This window comes from Actinomyces howellii (genome assembly GCF_900637165.1).
Classification (GTDB): Bacteria; Actinomycetota; Actinomycetes; order Actinomycetales; family Actinomycetaceae; genus Actinomyces; species Actinomyces howellii.
Map to the genome: position 1 here is coordinate 3,103,929 of NZ_LR134350.1, position 16,952 is coordinate 3,120,880.

Consider the following 16,952-nt stretch of genomic DNA (forward strand, 5'->3'; position numbering starts at 1 on the left):
GTGCTCTGAGGTGGTTGCATGGGGGGCATGAGCCAGGACGTCGACTCCGCCCCGCAGCCCGAGCCGAAGGACACCGCCCAGGTGCCGCGGCGGCGTCCTGCGCGCAGGGCCTGGAGGATCGCGCTCCTGGCCTCCCTGAGCGTGGTGCTCGTCCTGACCCTGGCGGCCGCCGGGCTCGCCCTGTGGGTGCGCACCTCGCTGGCAGGCAACATCGAGACCTTTGCCGACCCCTTCTCCTCCCTGACCAGCCGCGCCCCCGAGCAGGTCGTGGCCGAGGGCAGCTCCCCGGCCACCAACATCCTCCTGCTCGGCTCGGACTCGCGCGCCGTGGCGGCAGACCCCTCCCAGTGGCACGTCGGCGCCCAGCGAGCCGACGCGATCATGATCGTCCAGATCTCCGGGGACAGGCAGAGCATGTCGGTGATGTCCATCCCCCGCGACTCCTGGGTGGAGGTTCCCGGGCAGGGGCAGAACAAGATCAACGCTGCCTACTCCCTGGGCGGGCCGAGCCTCATGGTCGCCACCGTCGAGCAGCTGACCGGGGTGCGCATCGACCACGTCGTCATCGCCGACTTCGCCGCCCTGACCCGCCTGACCGACGAGATCGGCGGGGTCACGATCAACCTCGCCTCCGAGCAGGTGCTGGCGGGCACGACCTTTGCCGCCGGCGCCCAGCTGCTCAACGGCGAGCAGGCCCTGGCCTACACCCGCGAGCGCGCCTCGCTGCCGGGCGGGGACCTGGACCGGGTCAGACGTCAGCAGGCCTGGATGCGTGCCATCGTCTCGGGGGCCCTGTCCGCGGACACCGTCTCGAACCCCGTCCGGCTCTACTCCTTCCTCGAGACGGTCACCTCGACGCTGGCCGTGGACGAGGGCCTGACCATCGACACGATGCAGTCCCTCGCCCTGTCCTGCCGGGACCTGCGCGTCGGGGACATCGCGTTCATGACCGTCCCGGTCTCCGGGACGGGGACGTCCCCGGACGGGCAGTCCATCGTCGTGCTCGACACCGCCGCCGACGCGCCCCTGTTCGAGGCCTTCGCCTCCGACACCGTCGAGGACTACCTCGAGGTCAACCCGGGAGCGGTCGAGCTGCTGCCCGCCACGGTCGACTGAGGCGGGCCGTGACGGGCGGGGGAGCGGGACGGGACCTGCGGCGCCGGGTGGACCTGGCACGGCGGGCCCTGTGGCACCTGCGCCACGGGGGGCCGGCGGCCGTGGTCGAGTTCAACCGCAGGCGCCGCGCCATCGCCCCCGCGGGCCGGATCGTCCACGCCGGAGGCGGGCCCGCGGGTATCGCCCCGTGGCCGGTGCCCGACCCGCGTCAGGTCGGCGCCCGGCACGACGTGACCGTGGGGGTCATCGCTGACGAGTTCACGGCCCGGTCCCTGGCCTATGAGTGGCGCTCGGTGCCTCTGAGCCCCGTGCGGTGGCGGGAGCAGGTCGACGACGAGCCCATCGACCTGCTCTTCGTCGAGTCCGCCTGGCACGGTAACGACGACGCCTGGCGCTACGCCGTGCTCGGTGCGGGAGCGCCCTCCCCCCGGCTGCGGGAGCTCGTGGCCGGCCTGCGCGCCCGAGGGGTGCCCACCGTCTTCTGGAACAAGGAGGACCCGGCGCACTTCGAGGAGGCCATCGGCACCGCCCGGCTCTTCGACTGGGTGTTCACCACCGACGAGGCCCTGGTCGAGCGCTACCGCACCGAGCTCGGGCACGACAGGGTCGGCGTCCTGCCCTTCGCCGCCCAGCCCCTCATCCACAACCCCGTGCGGGTCCTGGACGAGGACGGCGAGCCCGTCGAGCGCCGGGGGACCGCCTTCGCCGGCACCTACTTCGCTCACAAGTACCCCGAGCGCCGTGAGCAGATGGACCTCCTCCTGGGAGCGGCGCTCGACGTCGAGCCCCACTGCCCACAGGGCCTGGACATCTTCTCGCGCTTCCTGGGCCAGGGCAGGGACTACCAGTTCCCGCCCCCCTACGACGCCCGGGTGCGCGGCTCGCTGTCCTATGACCAGATGCTCACCGCCTACCGGCTCTACACCCTGTTCCTCAACGTCAACTCCGTGGTCGACAGCCCCTCGATGATCGCCCGTCGCGTCATCGAGATCACGGCCTGCAACACCCCGGTGCTCACCGCCGCCTCCGCGGCCACCGGACGGATCCTGGGGCCGCACGCGCTGGCCGTGGCGCAGGACCGCGAGCAGGCCGGGCTCCTCATCCGCGCGCTGAGCGCCAACCCGGACCTGCGGGACCGCATGGCCTACCTCGCCCAGCGCGACATCTGGGCCCGCCACACCTACAGCCACCGCGTCGGGACCGTGCTCGAGGCCCTGGGCATGTCCGACCGGCTCCAACGCCCACCGACCGTCGCCCCGATCGTGTCGACGAACCGCCCCCACAGGCTGGGCGCGCTCCTGGAGACCCTGGCCTCCCAGCGGCTGGTCGAGATGAGGCCGGTCATCCTCACCCACGGGTTCGAGCCCGACCCCCATCAGCTCGCCCGGGCCCGTGATCTCGGGCTGGAGGTCGACTGGCTCCACGCCCCGGCCGGCTCGAGCCTCGGCGCGAACTACAACCTCATGCTGGAGCGGGTCGAGGCGGACTTCGTCGCCAAGATGGACGACGACGACCTCTACGCGGACCACTACCTCTTCGAGTCCCTGGCCGCGGCCGACTACTCACGCGCCGACCTGGTGGGCAAGCACGCCCACTTCGTCTACCTCGAGGACCACGACCTGACCGTCCTGCGCTTCTCGCGCTGGGAGCACCGGTACACCTCCTTCGTCTCGGGGCCCACTATCGTCATGCGCACCGACCTGGCCCGCGCCGTCCGCTTCCCCGCCGTGGCGCGGGGTGAGGACACCGGGGTGCTGCGCCGGGTGGCTCAGGCCGGCGGGAGGATCTACTCGGCCTCACGCTACGGGTTCGTCCAGCGCAGGGGCGCTGCGGGGGATCACACCTGGGACGTCGAGGCCGCGGAGATCCTCGCCTCGGCGGTCGTCAGCCACTGGGGGCCTCCGGACGGGACCGAGATGCCCGAGCCAGCCCCGCACCCCGACCCGTCTGAGCGGGTCCCGACGGCGCGGTGACCCCCGGGACGCCAGGACACAGTTGCGCATCCTTCGCGCGGCGCGGCACCCGGTGACGGTGAGTGGTGCGTCGGCGCCGGTACCGTGCGGCCCGTAGCCGTGAGCGGCGCGGGCCTCCCCGGCCCGCACGAGCGCGGTGTTCCCACATGACAGGTCCGCAGGAGGCGCTGGGCGCCTGCCGAGCGGGCCTCCCTTGAGAGTCCGGAGGACCATGACCCGCATCGCCGTCGTCGGACTGGGCTACATCGGCCTGCCCACCGCCATCGTCCTGGCACGCGCAGGCGCCGAGGTCATCGGCGTCGACGTGTCCTAGCCCGCCGTCGAGTCGGTCAACCGCGGGCAGGCGCCCTTCGTCGAGGAGGGGCTGGGTCAGGCCCTGGCCGACGTCGTCGCCCAGGGCCGGCTGCGGGCCCAGGGAACTACCCCGTGGGCGGAGGTCTACGTCATCGCCGTGCCCACCCCGGTGACCGGTCCTGAGCACCACGCCGACCTGTCCTTCGTCGAGGAGGCCTGCCGCGCCATCGCCCCGCGGCTGACCGGGGGAGAGCTCATCGTCCTGGAGTCGACCTGCCCACCGGGGACGACCGCGCGCATGGCCCAGGACCTCCTGGGTGAGCGCCCCGACCTGTCGCTCGACGGCGCAGGCGGACGCCCGGTCATCCACGTCGCCCACTGCCCCGAGCGGGTCCTGCCGGGGCGGATCATGGATGAGATGGTCTCCAACGACCGGGTCATCGGGGGGCTGACGACGCGGGCCACGCAGATGGCCGCCGAGGTCTACTCCACCTTCTGCCGCGGCGAGCTGCTCCTGACTGACGCGACGACCGCCGAGATGGCCAAGCTCGCGGAGAACTCCTTCCGGGACGTCAACATCGCCTTCGCCAACGAGCTCGCCACCGTGTGCGACCGGCTCGGGGTCGACGTGTGGGAGCTCATCGACCTGGCCAACCGTCACCCCCGCGTCAACATCCTGCGCCCCGGACCCGGGGTGGGCGGTCACTGCATCGCCGTCGACCCGTGGTTCCTCATCTCCGCCGTCCCCGAGCAGGCCCGTCTCATGAGCACCGCCCGGGAGGTCAATGACGCCAGGCCTGCCCAGGTGATCGAGCAGGTGGTCGAGGCGGTCGAGGGGCTCGACGCCCCCGTCGTCGCCGCCCTGGGCCTGGCCTTCAAGGCCGATGTCGACGACCTGCGCCAGTCGCCGGCCATCGAGGTCGTCGCGGGCCTGGCGAGGCGGCTGCCGCAGGCGACGGTGCTCGCCGTCGAGCCGAACCGCCAGACCCTGCCCCCGAGCCTGTCGTCCCTGCCCACGGTCAGGCTCACCGGCCTCGACGAGGCCCTGGAGCGGGCCGACGTCCTCGTCGTGCTCGTCGACCACCGCCAGGTGCGGGAGGTCGACCCCCGCCGCCTCGAGGGCAGGACCGTCATCGACACCAGGGGCGTGTGGTGAGCCCGCAGGCCCGGGGGCCGGCAGGCCCCGCGAGCAGGGAGGACCGGGGGATGCGCCTGCGGGGGCTCGAGGCGCCGGGGGACTGGGCGATCAGCGACCAGGCGGTCCTCGTGCCCCGCCACGGGCAGCAGGTGCCTGACCTGTCCTTCATCGGCACGGGCTGCACGATCGTGGCCGACCTTGACGACCTGCCCGCGCACTGTCTGCGCGCCGCGGTCCTCCACGACCGCGCCGAGTCGGTCCTCGAGGTCCTGCGCTGGATGCGGGCCGTTCCCGGCCGCGGCGTCGACCTGGTCATGTCCGAGGACTGGGAGAACCTCCTGAGCCAGCTCATCGAGCTCGACCCCTGCGTGGCGCTCGACCGGTTCGGGTGGTCCTGCGGGCACCTCGTGGTGGGGATGACCGCCCCCCGGGACGAGGACCCTCCCGCCACGGACTTCCTCCAGGGCCTGACCATCGGCCTCGGCTCGCACCGGGCCCCGGGACACGGCGCGGAGCCGTCCTGCGGCCCGCGACCCGCCGACCTGGAGCGTCTGCACTCCCTCGTGGAGTTCATCGCCCAGCACCCCGGCCTGGGCCGCCGGCCCGATCCCGCCCCGGCCCTCGACGCCACGGACCGGGCGGTGCTCGTGAGGCTGCGCAACGACCACGACGCCCTGGAGCGACGCTACGCCGCGCTGGCGGGCTCCCGACTGGGATCACTGACCCTGCGCTACTGGCGATGGAGGAGGGCGAGACGATGACCGCGACGACCAAGACGACGACCGGGACGAGGGACCCGGACTACCCCCGGCGCCTCCTGCTCGACGAGGCCTTCCTGTCAGCCGAGCTCGAGGAGCTCGCTCAGCGCAGGAGCGGGCCCCATCCCGTCGCCCACGACCACCGAGCCGGCCCGCGCCAGGAGGCGGTCCCCGGGGTGTCGGTCGTCGTGGCCACCTGCCGGGGGGCCGACAGGCTGGCCACGATGATGAGGTCCCTGTCGCGTCAGACGCTGCCCGCCGCCCTCTTCGAGGTCGTCGTCGTGTGCAACGGCCCCGACGACGGCTCGATGGAGCTGCTCGACAGGCTCGCCGGGCTCTACCCCGAGCTGACGGTGCGCGCCGTCGCGACCGGTGAGGCCAGCGCCGGCGGGGCGCGCAACATCGGCCTGGCCATGGCGCGGCGGCGGTTCGTCACGATGCTCGATGACGACGACGAGCTCGAGCCGCGTTTCCTGGCCACGGCCCTCGACCACGCGGGGGAGGGAACCGTGGTCCTGCTGCCTATCGTCGACGTCTCCCCAGCGGGCCGGCGCGAGGAGCGCAACCACCTCAACCTGAGGATCTCTCGACTGGCCGGGCGCCGGCTGCCCGTCCACGAGGCTCCGTGGGCGCTGGGATTCAACGCGTGCAAGCTCGTCGAGACCAGTGTGGCCCGCCGCTTCACCTACGACCCGGCCCTGAGCAGCGGGGAGGACGTCGTCTACTTCGCCCACCTGCTCACCGTCCCGGGACTGACGCTGACCGTTCCCGCCGCCGCGGAGGAGTCCGCCTACCTGCGCCACCTGTCCGAGCACTCCGTGTCCCGGGGCTCCGACACCTTCGACTTCGCCGTGCGCCAGCGCCTGGAGTGCGTCCGCCGGCTCATGGACATCGAGCTCGAGGACGACGCGGCCGCCGACCGGGCCCGGCGCCGGCTCGTCGAGGCCCAGATGGCCTTCACCGCCCGCTACCTCCAGGACCGTCCCGAGCTCCGGGAGGAGGCCATGGAGATCGCCGCCGACCAGGGCCTGACCAGGGCGCCGCTCCACCTCCTCAACAAGGGGCTGGCACGTGACCTGGCCTTCCTGTACTGCTTCGCCCCCTACTCCGACAGCTCGGCGGTCGTGGCGGCCAAGGCGCTGGTCGAGCGCGGGCGCGTCACCGACGTCATCACCGCCACGATGGACGGGGTGCGTCGACGGGATCCCGACGTGCGCGCCGTCGTCGAGCGGTGGCTCGACGAGCTCGTCGTCATCGAGACCCGTCCCTCCTTCGCCGGGTGGGGCGACATCGGCGCCTACGCCACCCAGGCGCTGGCCGCCGCCGAGGAGCGGGCTGCGGTCAAGCACTACGAGCGCATGTACTCCCGGGCCCTGTGGGTGGGCTCCCACGTCGCCGCGGCGCTCTACAAGCTCCGTCACTGGACGGTGCGGTGGTCGGCCGAGTTCTCCGACCCCATGCGCAGGGACGCCCAGGGCGTGCCCCGTGTCGGGCCCTTCGAGGACGACGACGTCTCCCGCAGGCTCCTGGCGGGCGTGCGCGCACGGGGCTTCGACCACGAGCTGGTGACCAGCTGCTTCGACCTGGTCGAGCTGGCGACCTTCGTCCTGGCCGACGAGCTCATCTTCACCAACGCCAACCAGATGGAGTACATGCTCGCGGACTACGACGACCCCCGCCTGCGCAGGCTCGTACGCGGCAAGGCGACCGTCCGCCACCACCCCGTGCCCCCCGCCACGGCCTACGAGGCGGTTGACGCCGACCTCGTGCTGCCCCAGGGCTGCGTCAACATCGCCTACTTCGGCTCCTTCTACCCCTCACGTGGCATCGGAGAGGTCCTCGTGGCCCTGGCCGGCCTCGACGAGACCCGCAGACGACGGGTCAGGCTCCACGTCTTCACCAACCAGCCCGACCAGGTGCGCGAGCAGGTCGCGGTCATGGGCATGGCCCCCCAGGTCCACGCCGCGCCCTACCTGCCCTACCTGGCCTTCCTCAACGCCTGCACCCGCTTCGACGTGCTGCTCGTCAACGACGTGGTGCGCGACCCGTCGATGAGCATCAACCCGTTCCTGCCCTCGAAGTACTCCGACTACCTCGGTTCGGGCAGGGCGATCTGGGGACTGCTCGACGAGGGCTCGGCCCTGTCGGCCATGGACCTGGACTACAGGGCGCGAGTGGGTGACGTCGTCGACATCCGCCGCACGCTCGAGAGGATCGTCGACGACCTCGGGTAGGTGCCCGACCCCGCAGGCGGACGCGCTGGGCGCCGCCACTGACCACCGCAAGGAGTGAACCGCATGTTCCGCCTTCCCGCCCTGGGCGCCTCGCTGACGCTCGCCCCGCAGCTGCGCACCCGGCGCGACGTGGAGGACAAGGCCTACCTCGTCACGGTGAGCGTCCCGGGCCTGGAGCCCCAGGAGCTGAGGTCGGTCCCGGGCATCGAGGGCTACACCTGGTCCCTGTCGGTGGTCGCCTTCTACCGCTACGTCCCCGAGCTGCCCCGGGGCGCCGTCCACACCATGCCCGCCCTGCGCCTGCCCGAGGGCGTCGACGAGCTCGAGGCGCGGATCCGGCCCTGGCTCGCCCAGTACCCGGTCGAGGAGGTCTTCGAGCCCCTGCGCCTGGCCGGCACCGTGCGGATGGGGCAGCCCGGGGTGAGCACGTCGCTGCTCGTCCAGGAGGTCGAGGAGGTCGTCCTGCCATGAGGGTCTCGGTGGTCATCGGGTTCCGCGACTGGGGCGCGGGGCGCCTCGAGCTGGCGGCCAGGAGCGTCCTGGAGTCGCTGGCGGGTCTGGACGGTCAGCTCATCGTCTCCGACTACGGCTCCCGCGACCCCGAGCCCGCCAGGGCGGTGGCCGCCGGACTGGGCGTGGCTCACGTGTACACCCCGGTCCAGGGTCCCTGGTCGCGCTCGCGTGCCCTCAACGCCGGCTTCGCCCTGAGCGACGGCGACCTGCTCGTGTCGACCGACGCCGACATGCTATTCGCCCCCGGAACCTTCCCGCGCGTCGTGCGCACCGCCCGCAGGCACGCCGGTGCGGCCCTGTTCATGCAGTGCCGGGACCTGCCTGTGGGCATGGACGACCAGTGGCTGCGCCTCCACCGGCCCGACTGGGCCGACCTGGAGCGGGCGGCCCGTCTGCGCCCCCGCTGGGGCATGGGGGGCATGATGGCCATCCCCCGTGCAGGCTTCGAGGCCCTGCGCGGCTTCGACGAGCGCTTCCACACCTACGGGGAGAGGATCTCGACCTCGCGCTGCGCGCCCGACGGGCCGGCTACCGGACCGTGTGGGTCGACCACCCCGAGGCGCGGATGTACCACATGTGGCACCCCTCGTCCAAGACCGCGGCGGACTGCGCCCCCGGGGGCCGGGAGGCGGTCGAGGCCAACCGCAGGATCCTCACGCAGGACCCCTCCTGGGTGAGGAACGTCGTGGGATGGAGGCACCCGCTGCCCGACCGCGGCCCGCTGGTGACCGTGGCCATCGCCACCCGCGACCGCGCCGGGCTCCTGCGCGAGACGCTGGCCTCCGTTCTCCTCCAGACCGTCGAGGACTTCGAGGTCGTCGTCGTCGACGACGGCTCCCAGGACTCCATCCGCGACGTCGTCGAGTCCTTCGCCGACCCCCGCCTGCGCTACGCCCGCCAGGATCCGGCCGGGATCTCGGCCGCCCGCAACCACGCCCTGGACATCAGCCGGGGCCGGTACACGGCGGTCCTGGACGACGACGACCTCATGCACCCCCGGCGCCTGGAGTGGCAGCTCGCCGCCCTGGAGGGGGACGCGGTCGGCACGGTCGGGGCCTTCGTCAACTTCGACGACACGACCGGCACGACGAGCCTGTGCCTGGGGCGCAGACCGGTCCGCGAGGCGACCTCAGGCATCGGTGGCGCTCCCGGGCACGGCACGTGGATGATCCGCACCGACGTCATGCGGGCCGTCCGGTACGACGAGACCCTGGCGACAGGCGTCGACAACGACTTCATGCTCAGGCTCCTGCGCACCGGCGCCCACCTCGTCCACACCGGCAAGGCCCTCACCCTCAGGCGCCTGCACCCCCAGCAGGTCTCCCGCTGCCAGACCTCGGGCCCCTCGGCCGCCTCACGCAGGTCCCTGGGCTTCCTCGACTTCCGCGTCGACCCCCGGACCATGGAGGCCTACGAGGAGTCCCTGCGGCGGGAGGGGGCCTTCCCTCATGTCGAGGACACCTCCGCCCTGGTCGACAGCATCCGCCCCTACCTGCCCGACGGGCTCGTGCGCCGGGAGCTCGACGTCGACTGCTCGGGCGTGGAGGCCCGCGAGCTCGAGCTCCTGCGTGCCCGCCTGGAGGGGCGTGGCTCGCTGCGCAGCCTCATGGTCGACGGCAGGCTCGTCAGCCGTCACCTCCTCGTGTCCGGTGCCACCTACGAGGACATGGGCGTGCTGCGCCGCGCGGGACTGGGGTGGGAGGCGGCCGTGGTCGAGGCCTGCGACGACCCAGCCCAGGTGACCGCGGGCCGACACGACCTCGGGTGGCTGGCCGAGGTGCTGTCCTGCGGCCCGATCGGGCGGCGCCGGTGGCGGTGCGTCGTCGTGCTGCCCGGCGGGCGGGGCGAGCCGTCCCCGCAGGACCCGGCCGTCGAGGTCCACGAGCTGTGCCGTCGCGTGGAGGACCGCGAGGAGCGGTGGTGCCTGTGGCTCGTCATGGAGCCGATCGACGTCCTCGCGCTCCCCGGGGCGCAGGGAGCCTGGTTCGTGGTCGGCGACCCGGCTCAGGACCCCACGGGACCCGACCAGGAGGTACCGGCATGAGGATCACCTACTCGACCACCCCCGCCCACGAGGCCGAGCTGAGGGCGCACGTGGAGGACTACGACGCCTATCCGCCGGTGAGGTCCCTGCTCATCGACTACGAGCCGGTCGCCCGCCACCCCGACCGCCTGGCCCTGGCGGCCTACCTGGCCTTCGGGCGCTTCGCCTCCGGGCGCCTTGAGGTGCCCGGGTGGGTCAGTCCGGCCCTGGCCGCCGCCATCCGCACCGACTCCTGGGGTCTTGTCGAGGACGTCGGTCCTGTCGAGTACCACCCCAAGGGGCTGCCCGAGGGAGTGACCTCAGCGCGCCTGAGCACGGCCCTGCCCCACCGGGCGGGGGATGAGGCCGTCATCGCGGTCCTGCCCTCGGACCGCTGGAACGGGTGCCTGCGCTCCCAGCGGAGCCTCCTGGTGGGCGCCAACTCCCACATGCTCGCCGGTGACCCGGCCGGGGTGCGCGCGCACCTGGCGGTTGCCGTGCTCGTGGCTGAGGACATGGCCGTGGACTCGATCGCCGTCTCGGCGTCCCAGGCGGGTGAGGACCAGCTCGGGGCGTTGGCCGCCCTCCTGCAGCCCGCGCGGCTGGGCCTGGAGGTCGTCGACGGGCCGGCCGAGGGCTGAGCGGAGGCTGAGTCGAGGGCTGAGTGGAGGGCCGAGGCGAAGACCCGCCGAGGGCCGAGTCGAGGGCCGATTGGAGGGCCGGGCAGCATCCGGTGCTGCTCAGCCCGCCTCCTTGGGGCTGCGGGCCGTCTCAGGTGCCCGCGCCTCCCGGTCCGGCCGCCACCGCAGCCGCGCCTCGGTGAGCACCGACTCGGCGCGCTCGGGCTGGTCCTGGGACACCGCCCACGACCAGCGCCGGTAGTCGGCGGCCACCTCGGGGGCGGGCCCGTCGGCGACGACCCGGCCCCGCATGAGCCAGATCGCCCGGGTGCAGGTCTCCTCGACCGTCTGGGCCGCGTGGGACACGAGGAACACCGTCCCGGCGGCGGCGAGCATCTGGGCGATGACGGCCTCGCTGCGCTCCTTGAAGGCCGCGTCGCCCGTGCCCAGGGCCTCGTCGATGAGAAGGATGTCGGGCCTGGCGGCGGCCGAGATCGCGAAGCGCAGCCGCGAGGCCATGCCCGAGGAGTAGGTCCGCATCGGACGGTGGATGGCCTGCCCGATCCCGGACAGCTCGACGACCCCCTCGAGGGCGTCCCGGGCCTGTGAGCGGGTCATCCCCATGGCCAGGCAGCCCAGGATCACGTTGCGCTCACCCGACAGCGCGGGCACGAGCGCGGCGTTGACCCCCAGGAGCACCGGCTGGGAGCGGGCCAGCACGGTGCCCGAGGTGGGCGGCTCGAGCCCGGCCACCGAGCGCAGCAGCGTCGACTTTCCCGACCCGTTGGCACCCAGGACGCCGATCGACTCCCCGGCGTGGGCACGCAGGCTCACCCCGTCCAGGGCGCGGACCTCCACCCTCGGCCAGCGTCCCAGGGCGCGGTAGGCGGCCCGGCGCGCCGGACCCATCGCCCCGAGCGCCTCGGCGTCGGTCGAGGGCGGACGGTAGCGCACCTCCAGGTCCTCGACGAGGACCGTCACCGGCTCCTGCGGCTCGGCGCCCCGGGGCAGGGGCGGGGCGGCGGGCTCAGCGCTCCCGGCCATATGACTCCTCCCTCCACCAGAACAGGACGTAGCCGACCGCGCTCAGGCCCAGGGACCACACGGCCAGCAGCGCCCACAGGCGCAGGGAGGGCACCTGACCGTCGAGCAGGCAGGTCCGGTAGAGCCGCAGCACGAGGTAGCCCGGGTTGAGCTCGACCAGGGCCAGCGCCTGGCTGGAGCCCAGGATGGTCTCGAAGGAGAAGAACACCCCCGAGGCGAAGTACCAGAACCTCGTGGCGAAGCCCCACAGGTTCCTCAGGTCCGGCAGGGCGGTGGTCAGGCAGGCCGCCACGAGCGTCAGGCCCAGGCACAGCGCCTGCTGGAGGACGAAGACAGGCACGGTGAGCAGCCAGGTCCACCCCGGGGCAGCGTGGGGCGGCAGGAGGATGATGAGCACGGCCACGGCCGCCAGGGGCGGGAGCAGGTCGATGGCCCCGCGCACCGTGAAGGACAGGGGCAGGGCGGCCCGCGGGAAGCTGAAGCTGCGCAGGAGGTTGCGTCCCGAGACCATGACCTGGGATCCCGCCGTCACCGCCCGCTGCATGGGCTGGAAGAGCGTGACGCCGATGATGAGGTAGGCGACGTAGTTGTCGATGCCGCTGCTCGTGTCCAGCAGCAGCCCGAAGACGACGAAGAACACCGAGGCGTCGAGCATCGGGCGGACCACGAGCCAGGTGTTGCCCAGGACCGTGCCGCGCTGGCTGGCCAGCGCCCTGGCCCTGGCGTCCTCCCAGATGAAGTGCCGCCAGGCCCACAGGCGCCGGGTGTAGCCCACGAGGTCCCCGCGCGTCCCCACCGGGCTGAGCCCTGTGCACACGTCCTCCCAGCCCATGGTGACCGGCCAGGTCCAGGGCCCGGGCTCGCTGCGCGCGCTCACCGCAGGACCTCGTAGAGCCCGGCGGTGCTCCTGGCGGCCCCGCCCCAGGTCGGCAGGTCCGCCCCTGCTGTCCCGGGGATCCCCTCGCGGTGGGCGCGCACGAGGGCGTCCACGAGCGAGTCGAGGCTGCCGGCACCGAAGACTGCCGAGGGACCCCGGTCGGCGACCTCCCGCAGCGCGGGCAGGTCCGAGACGAGCACCGGGCGCCCCAGGGCCATGGCCGTCATCGGCTTGAGGGGGGTGACGACCCGACACACCGGGGTGTCCAGGCGGGGCACGCAGAAGACGTCGAGGGCGCTGTACCACCGGTGTGCCTGCTCATGAGGCACCCTGCCGGGCAGGACGCACTCCTGGGGCCCCAGGCCCAGGTCGCGGGCCAGGGCCTCCAGACCCGGCCGGGAGACGCCGTCTCCCACGAGCAGGCAGCGCACGTCCAGGCCCTCGGCGCGGCAGCGCGCCACCGCCCGCACGAGCAGGTCGAGCCCCTCGTAGGCGACCATGGAGGACACCGAGCCGACCCACCATCCCTGGTCGGGCAGCCCCAGGGCCCGCCGGGCCCGCCCGGGGGAGACGGGTCGGCTGGAGGGCAGGCGGTCCTCCACGGCGTTGGGCACGACGTGGATGCGTTCGGCGGGCACCCCCCGTGCCACGAGCTCGTCGCGGTGCACGCGTGACAGGGTGATGACGGCGTCGGCCGACAGGGCCATCTCGGTCTCCTTGGCCCGGAGCGCGGCGAAGCGCTGGGAGGCCAGGGCCTCGTCCTGGTCGCGACGCGAGGCCACCCAGGTCATCTCTAGGGCGCCGCGCATCTCGTAGACCCACGGGATCCCGTAGGAGCGGGCCACCGAGCGGGCCACGAGGGCGTTGTGGTAGTTCGTCGTCGTGTGCAGCACGTGCGGGGCGTCGTGCTCGACGTGCGCGGACACGAGCCGGGCCGTGTCGACCAGGCGCGCGGGCAGGGTCGGGGCGAGCCTGGCGGGAAGGAGCCGCCGGTAGTGCACGGAGTCGACGACCTCGTGGCTGCGCGCCCCCAGGGCGCCGATGGTCACGGGGTATCCGATGCGGGTGATCGCGCTGGCCTCAAGGCCCTCGGCGAGCTGTGCGCGCAGGAGGTGGTGGGAGCGCAGCGCGTAGCCCGAGGCGGTCCACGGCACAGAATTGGTGAGCAGGTGCAGGACCCGGGTGGGTCCGTCCTGCGGGGCGCGGCGCCAGGCGGGGGAGGGGCTGAGGTCGGGCAGGCGGAAGCCGGGGCTCATCATCGCCAGCTCGGCGCTCAACCGGGCCCGCTGGGAGCGTGCGGGGCCCACGCCCGCCAGGCAGTCCACGGCCTGGTCCAGGTGCCCGCGGGACCACAGGTCAAGGGCCCGCAGGGAGGGCGGCTGGTCCTCCAGGCCGCCCACGAGTCCCCTGTCGCCGAGCTGGACGGCCAGGGCGGCTCCCAGGCGCCGCCTCCACCCCCGGGCGGGTCCGGAGCGGGCCAGGGCGCTGCGGGCCTGGTCGGGGCGGTCGCGGAGGAACTCGGCCAGGGCGTGGCGCAGCCCGTCGGTGGAGTCAGCGGCTCGGGCCAGGTGCGCGCGTGCCGGGGGCGGCAGCCTGCGGGCCGACTGCACGCCGAGCAGGAGGGGGTCCTCGCCCAGGTGCTGGACGGCGGTGTCGGCAAGGAGCAGGACGTTGAGCAGCGGTTGGAGGTCAGCCACCCACGACCTCCTTGAGAAGCGTCTCGTAGCGCTCGACCAGCTGGTGCCGGTCGGCGTGGGGTCGGAGCCAGGAGCCTGCGGCGGCTACCCGCAGGCGCCCACGGTCGACGGCCAGGTCGGCCCACAGGCGGGCCAGGGCGTCGGGGTCCTGGGGGGGCGACGGCGTGACCGCAGCGCGACTGCTCGACGACGGCGCGCGTCTCCCCGGCCACGGCTGCGCTCACGTGGCGTCCGGCGGCCATGATCTCGTAGAGCTTGGAGGGCACGGTCAGCTCCATCGACGGCCAGTCCTGGAGGTTGACCAGGACGGTGTCGGCCCACGCGTAGTGCGCCTCGACGCGCTCGTGGGCCACCGACCCGAGGACCTCGACGGGTGCCTCCAGCCGCAGGGCCTCGCGGCGCACGAGCTCCGCCTGGGCTCCTGAGCCCACGACGCGCAGCCGCAGGCGCACCCCCGCCTCGCGCGCCCGTGCCGCCGCGCGCACGGCGCAGACCAGCCCCTGGGCCCGGCCGACCGTCCCCAGGTAGAGCACGTGGAGGGCGGCGTCCTCCCGGTGCGCCGGGACGGGGGGAAGGTTCCACTCCTCGGGCCGGGCCGTGTTACGGATCGTGACGACCGGGCCCATGCCGCGCGCACGCAGGACCTCGGCGAAGGAGTCGGTCGTCGTGACCAGGGCCTGGGCTCGGCCCTGCATGGCCGTGAGCGCGGGCGCGACCGTGTGCTCCAGAGCCGTCTCGAGGGCGCTGCCCACGGCCGGGTGCCGGCCGGTCGGCGCCCAGTGGCGGGCCGAGGACACGATGTCGGGCCAGGCGTCGCGCATCTCGGCGACCACCGGCCGGTCCAGGGCGCGACCCAGGGCCAGGGCGGCAGGCAGGACCGGCAGCCCGGGCACCGAGCCGATGATGACCTCGGGGCGGTGCGAGGCGGTGAACCGGCGCGCTCCCACGCCCGCCATGCACGCCGCCGCGGCCGCCTGGCTCGCGGCGCGACGGGCCAGGCCCCGTCCGCCGGGGCCGACGGGCGTGCGGTGGACCAGGGCGCCGGTGGCCTCGCGCAGGACGGGCTAGGTGGCGACCGGCTCCAGGTGCTCCGCGCCGTGCTCGGGTCGGGGGCGCCTGGCGGGGTCGGGGCGGGAGGGGGTGAGGACCGCCAGCTCGTGGCCCCGCTCGACCAGGCCCGCCGCGAGCCAGGCCCAGCGCCGCTGCGGAGCCCCGATCTCCGGGGCCCAGTGGTCGGTGAGCAGGAGTATCCGCACGCCGTCTACCTCCGGGCAGGGCGGCCGGGTCCTGGCCGGTGGGCGCCGGCTGGCGCCGGGACGGGGCCCGGCCGGCTCACGGCAGGACCGCCTGGGTCACCGGGGCGACCGTGGGTACCTGGGGTACCTGGGCCACCGTGGGTACCTGGGCCACCGTGGGTACCTGGGCCGCCGTGGGTACCTGGGGCACCTGGGCGACCGTGGGTACCGTGGTCGAGCGGCCGCGCGGGGCGCTGAAGTCCGGGAGGCGCTCTCCCACACCGAGGAGCTCGGCGATGGCCGCCACCGAGCGGTGGGCCGCCATGCCGTCGCCGTAGGGGTTGACGGCTCGGGCCATGTCCTCGTAGAGCGCGGGGGAGTCGATGAGCGCAGAGACCTCCGCGACGATCCGGTCCTCCTGGGTGCCGATGAGGCGCACGGTCCCGGTGGCCACCGCCTCGGGGCGCTCGGTGTTCTCGCGCATGACGAGCACGGGCTTGCCCAGGGAGGGAGCCTCCTCCTGGATGCCGCCGGAGTCGGTGAGCACGATCCGGGCGGCGTCCATGACGCGGATGAACTCCCCGTAGGCCAGGGGCTCGCAGACCACGACGTTGTCGGTCCCCTCGACCTGGGGCAGGAGGGACTGACGGACCACCGGGTTGCGGTGCGCCGGGAGGATGACGAGGTGGTCGGGGTACGTCGTCGTCAGCCGACGCAGCGCCCGCCCCAGGGCGACGCAGGCCTCGCCCCAGTTCTCGCGCCGGTGCGTCGTGACCAGGATGATCGGCCTGCGCTGGGCGAGGGCGGCGCGGATCCTGGGGTCCTCGGGGGTGACGCGCTTGGAGCGGGCGTGCAGGAGCGCATCGATCACGGTGTTGCCCGTCACGGCGATCGACTCGAGGCTCACGCCCTCGCGCAGGAGGTTGGCCATCGCCGAGGGCGTGGGAGCCAGGTGGAGGGAGGCGATCTGCGAGGTCAGCCTGCGGTTGGCCTCCTCGGGGAAGGGCGACAGGATGCTCCCGGAGCGCAGCCCGACCTCGAGGTGGACCACCGGGATCCTCTGGTGGAAGGCGGCCAGGGCTGCGGCGGCGACGCTCGTCGTGTCCCCCTGGACGACGACGGCGTCGGGGGACAGGGTCGTCAGCACGGGCTCGAGCCGGGACAGGATCCTGGCGGTCAGGGTAGTGGGCGACTGGCCCGGTGCGAAGAGGTCGAGGTCGACGTCGGGGACGATGCCGAAGATCTCGTTGACCTGATCGAGCATCTCGCGGTGCTGGCCGGTGACGACGGTGGTCGCGCTCAGCGTGTCGTGCTCGCGCAGGGCCGCGACGACCGGAGCGAGCTTGATGCCCTCCGGGCGGGTTCCGTAGACGACCATGATGTTCTTCGACGGCACGGGGGACACCTCGGGAATGGGGAAGCAGTGGTTC

13 protein-coding genes and 2 pseudogenes are annotated in these 16,952 nt (G+C 73.5%); 9 read left to right on the top strand and 6 right to left on the bottom strand.

Going from position 1 to position 16,952, the window contains the following annotated elements; translation table 11 throughout:
* The first annotated feature begins 27 nt into the window (after nucleotides 1-27).
* The 9 genes and pseudogenes from EL245_RS12945 (at nucleotide 28) to EL245_RS12985 (ending at nucleotide 10,690) form a co-directional block, all read left to right on the top strand.
* Nucleotides 28-1,116 carry an LCP family protein gene (locus EL245_RS12945; protein ID WP_232009788.1) on the top strand — a complete coding sequence of 363 codons (1,089 nt, stop codon included), beginning with the start codon at nucleotides 28-30 and terminating at the stop codon, nucleotides 1,114-1,116.
* A gap of 8 nt (nucleotides 1,117-1,124) precedes the next feature.
* On the top strand, nucleotides 1,125-3,089 hold the full coding sequence (locus EL245_RS12950) for a glycosyltransferase family protein (RefSeq protein WP_232009789.1): 1,965 nt from the start codon (nucleotides 1,125-1,127) through the stop codon (nucleotides 3,087-3,089).
* A 211-nt stretch (nucleotides 3,090-3,300) separates the two neighbouring features.
* Nucleotides 3,301-4,539: pseudogene (gene wecC / locus EL245_RS12955) on the top strand (UDP-N-acetyl-D-mannosamine dehydrogenase).
* 50 nt (nucleotides 4,540-4,589) lie between these two features.
* The gene (locus tag EL245_RS12960; RefSeq protein WP_126383746.1) at nucleotides 4,590-5,282 is read left to right on the top strand and encodes a hypothetical protein; all 693 of its coding nucleotides are present in this window, start codon (nucleotides 4,590-4,592) and stop codon (nucleotides 5,280-5,282) included.
* Nucleotides 5,279-7,513, top strand: coding sequence for a glycosyltransferase (locus EL245_RS12965; RefSeq protein WP_161512704.1), 2,235 nt, complete (start codon nucleotides 5,279-5,281; stop codon nucleotides 7,511-7,513). Before EL245_RS12960 ends, EL245_RS12965 begins: the two co-directional genes overlap by 4 nt.
* 63 nt (nucleotides 7,514-7,576) lie before the next feature.
* Entirely contained in the window at nucleotides 7,577-7,984 is a 408-nt protein-coding gene (locus tag EL245_RS12970; protein ID WP_126383750.1) for a hypothetical protein, read from the top strand.
* Nucleotides 7,981-8,703 carry a glycosyltransferase family 2 protein gene (locus EL245_RS12975; protein ID WP_126383752.1) on the top strand — a complete coding sequence of 241 codons (723 nt, stop codon included), beginning with the start codon at nucleotides 7,981-7,983 and terminating at the stop codon, nucleotides 8,701-8,703. Before EL245_RS12970 ends, EL245_RS12975 begins: the two co-directional genes overlap by 4 nt.
* Nucleotides 8,601-10,070 (top strand): glycosyltransferase family 2 protein, encoded by a 1,470-nt coding sequence (locus tag EL245_RS12980; protein ID WP_161512703.1) that lies wholly within the window; start codon nucleotides 8,601-8,603, stop codon nucleotides 10,068-10,070. The genes EL245_RS12975 and EL245_RS12980 overlap by 103 nt, the downstream gene beginning before the upstream one ends.
* Nucleotides 10,067-10,690 (top strand): hypothetical protein, encoded by a 624-nt coding sequence (locus EL245_RS12985; RefSeq protein WP_126383756.1) that lies wholly within the window; start codon nucleotides 10,067-10,069, stop codon nucleotides 10,688-10,690. Before EL245_RS12980 ends, EL245_RS12985 begins: the two co-directional genes overlap by 4 nt.
* Before the next feature lie 99 nt (nucleotides 10,691-10,789).
* Here the strand turns inward: EL245_RS12985 and EL245_RS12990 are convergent, their stop codons facing one another.
* The 6 genes and pseudogenes from EL245_RS12990 to wecB form a co-directional block, all read right to left on the bottom strand.
* A complete protein-coding gene (locus tag EL245_RS12990) occupies nucleotides 10,790-11,713 on the bottom strand; it encodes an ABC transporter ATP-binding protein (RefSeq protein ID WP_126383758.1) in 924 nt (307 codons plus the stop codon).
* Nucleotides 11,697-12,590, bottom strand: coding sequence for an ABC transporter permease (locus EL245_RS12995; RefSeq protein WP_232009790.1), 894 nt, complete (start codon nucleotides 12,588-12,590; stop codon nucleotides 11,697-11,699). The genes EL245_RS12990 and EL245_RS12995 overlap by 17 nt, the downstream gene beginning before the upstream one ends.
* Nucleotides 12,587-14,287, bottom strand: coding sequence for a glycosyltransferase (locus EL245_RS13000; protein ID WP_126383760.1), 1,701 nt, complete (start codon nucleotides 14,285-14,287; stop codon nucleotides 12,587-12,589). The genes EL245_RS12995 and EL245_RS13000 overlap by 4 nt, the downstream gene beginning before the upstream one ends.
* 209 nt (nucleotides 14,288-14,496) lie before the next feature.
* Nucleotides 14,497-15,243, bottom strand: a pseudogene (locus tag EL245_RS13965) (glycosyltransferase); the annotation flags it as partial.
* A gap of 108 nt (nucleotides 15,244-15,351) precedes the next feature.
* Nucleotides 15,352-15,543 carry a hypothetical protein gene (locus EL245_RS13795; protein ID WP_232009791.1) on the bottom strand — a complete coding sequence of 64 codons (192 nt, stop codon included), beginning with the start codon at nucleotides 15,541-15,543 and terminating at the stop codon, nucleotides 15,352-15,354.
* A 76-nt stretch (nucleotides 15,544-15,619) separates the two neighbouring features.
* Nucleotides 15,620-16,900: a non-hydrolyzing UDP-N-acetylglucosamine 2-epimerase gene (wecB, locus tag EL245_RS13010; RefSeq protein ID WP_197719523.1), complete on the bottom strand. Its 1,281-nt coding sequence runs from the start codon at nucleotides 16,898-16,900 to the stop codon at nucleotides 15,620-15,622.
* Between the last annotated feature and the right edge of the window lie 52 nt (nucleotides 16,901-16,952).

Excerpts from the sequence above, each read along its gene's own strand:
- EL245_RS12975 (WP_126383752.1), top strand. The coding sequence starts at position 7,981 with ATGAGGGTCTCGGTGGTCATCGGGTTCCGCGACTGGGGCGCGGGGCGC.
- EL245_RS12990 (WP_126383758.1), bottom strand. The coding sequence starts at position 11,713 with ATGGCCGGGAGCGCTGAGCCCGCCGCCCCGCCCCTGCCCCGGGGCGCC.
- EL245_RS12945 (WP_232009788.1), top strand. The coding sequence starts at position 28 with ATGAGCCAGGACGTCGACTCCGCCCCGCAGCCCGAGCCGAAGGACACC.
- EL245_RS12985 (WP_126383756.1), top strand. The coding sequence starts at position 10,067 with ATGAGGATCACCTACTCGACCACCCCCGCCCACGAGGCCGAGCTGAGG.
- EL245_RS12970 (WP_126383750.1), top strand. The coding sequence starts at position 7,577 with ATGTTCCGCCTTCCCGCCCTGGGCGCCTCGCTGACGCTCGCCCCGCAG.
- EL245_RS12965 (WP_161512704.1), top strand. The coding sequence starts at position 5,279 with ATGACCGCGACGACCAAGACGACGACCGGGACGAGGGACCCGGACTAC.
- EL245_RS12960 (WP_126383746.1), top strand. The coding sequence starts at position 4,590 with ATGCGCCTGCGGGGGCTCGAGGCGCCGGGGGACTGGGCGATCAGCGAC.
- EL245_RS12980 (WP_161512703.1), top strand. The coding sequence starts at position 8,601 with ATGTGGCACCCCTCGTCCAAGACCGCGGCGGACTGCGCCCCCGGGGGC.
- wecB (WP_197719523.1), bottom strand. The coding sequence starts at position 16,900 with ATGGTCGTCTACGGAACCCGCCCGGAGGGCATCAAGCTCGCTCCGGTC.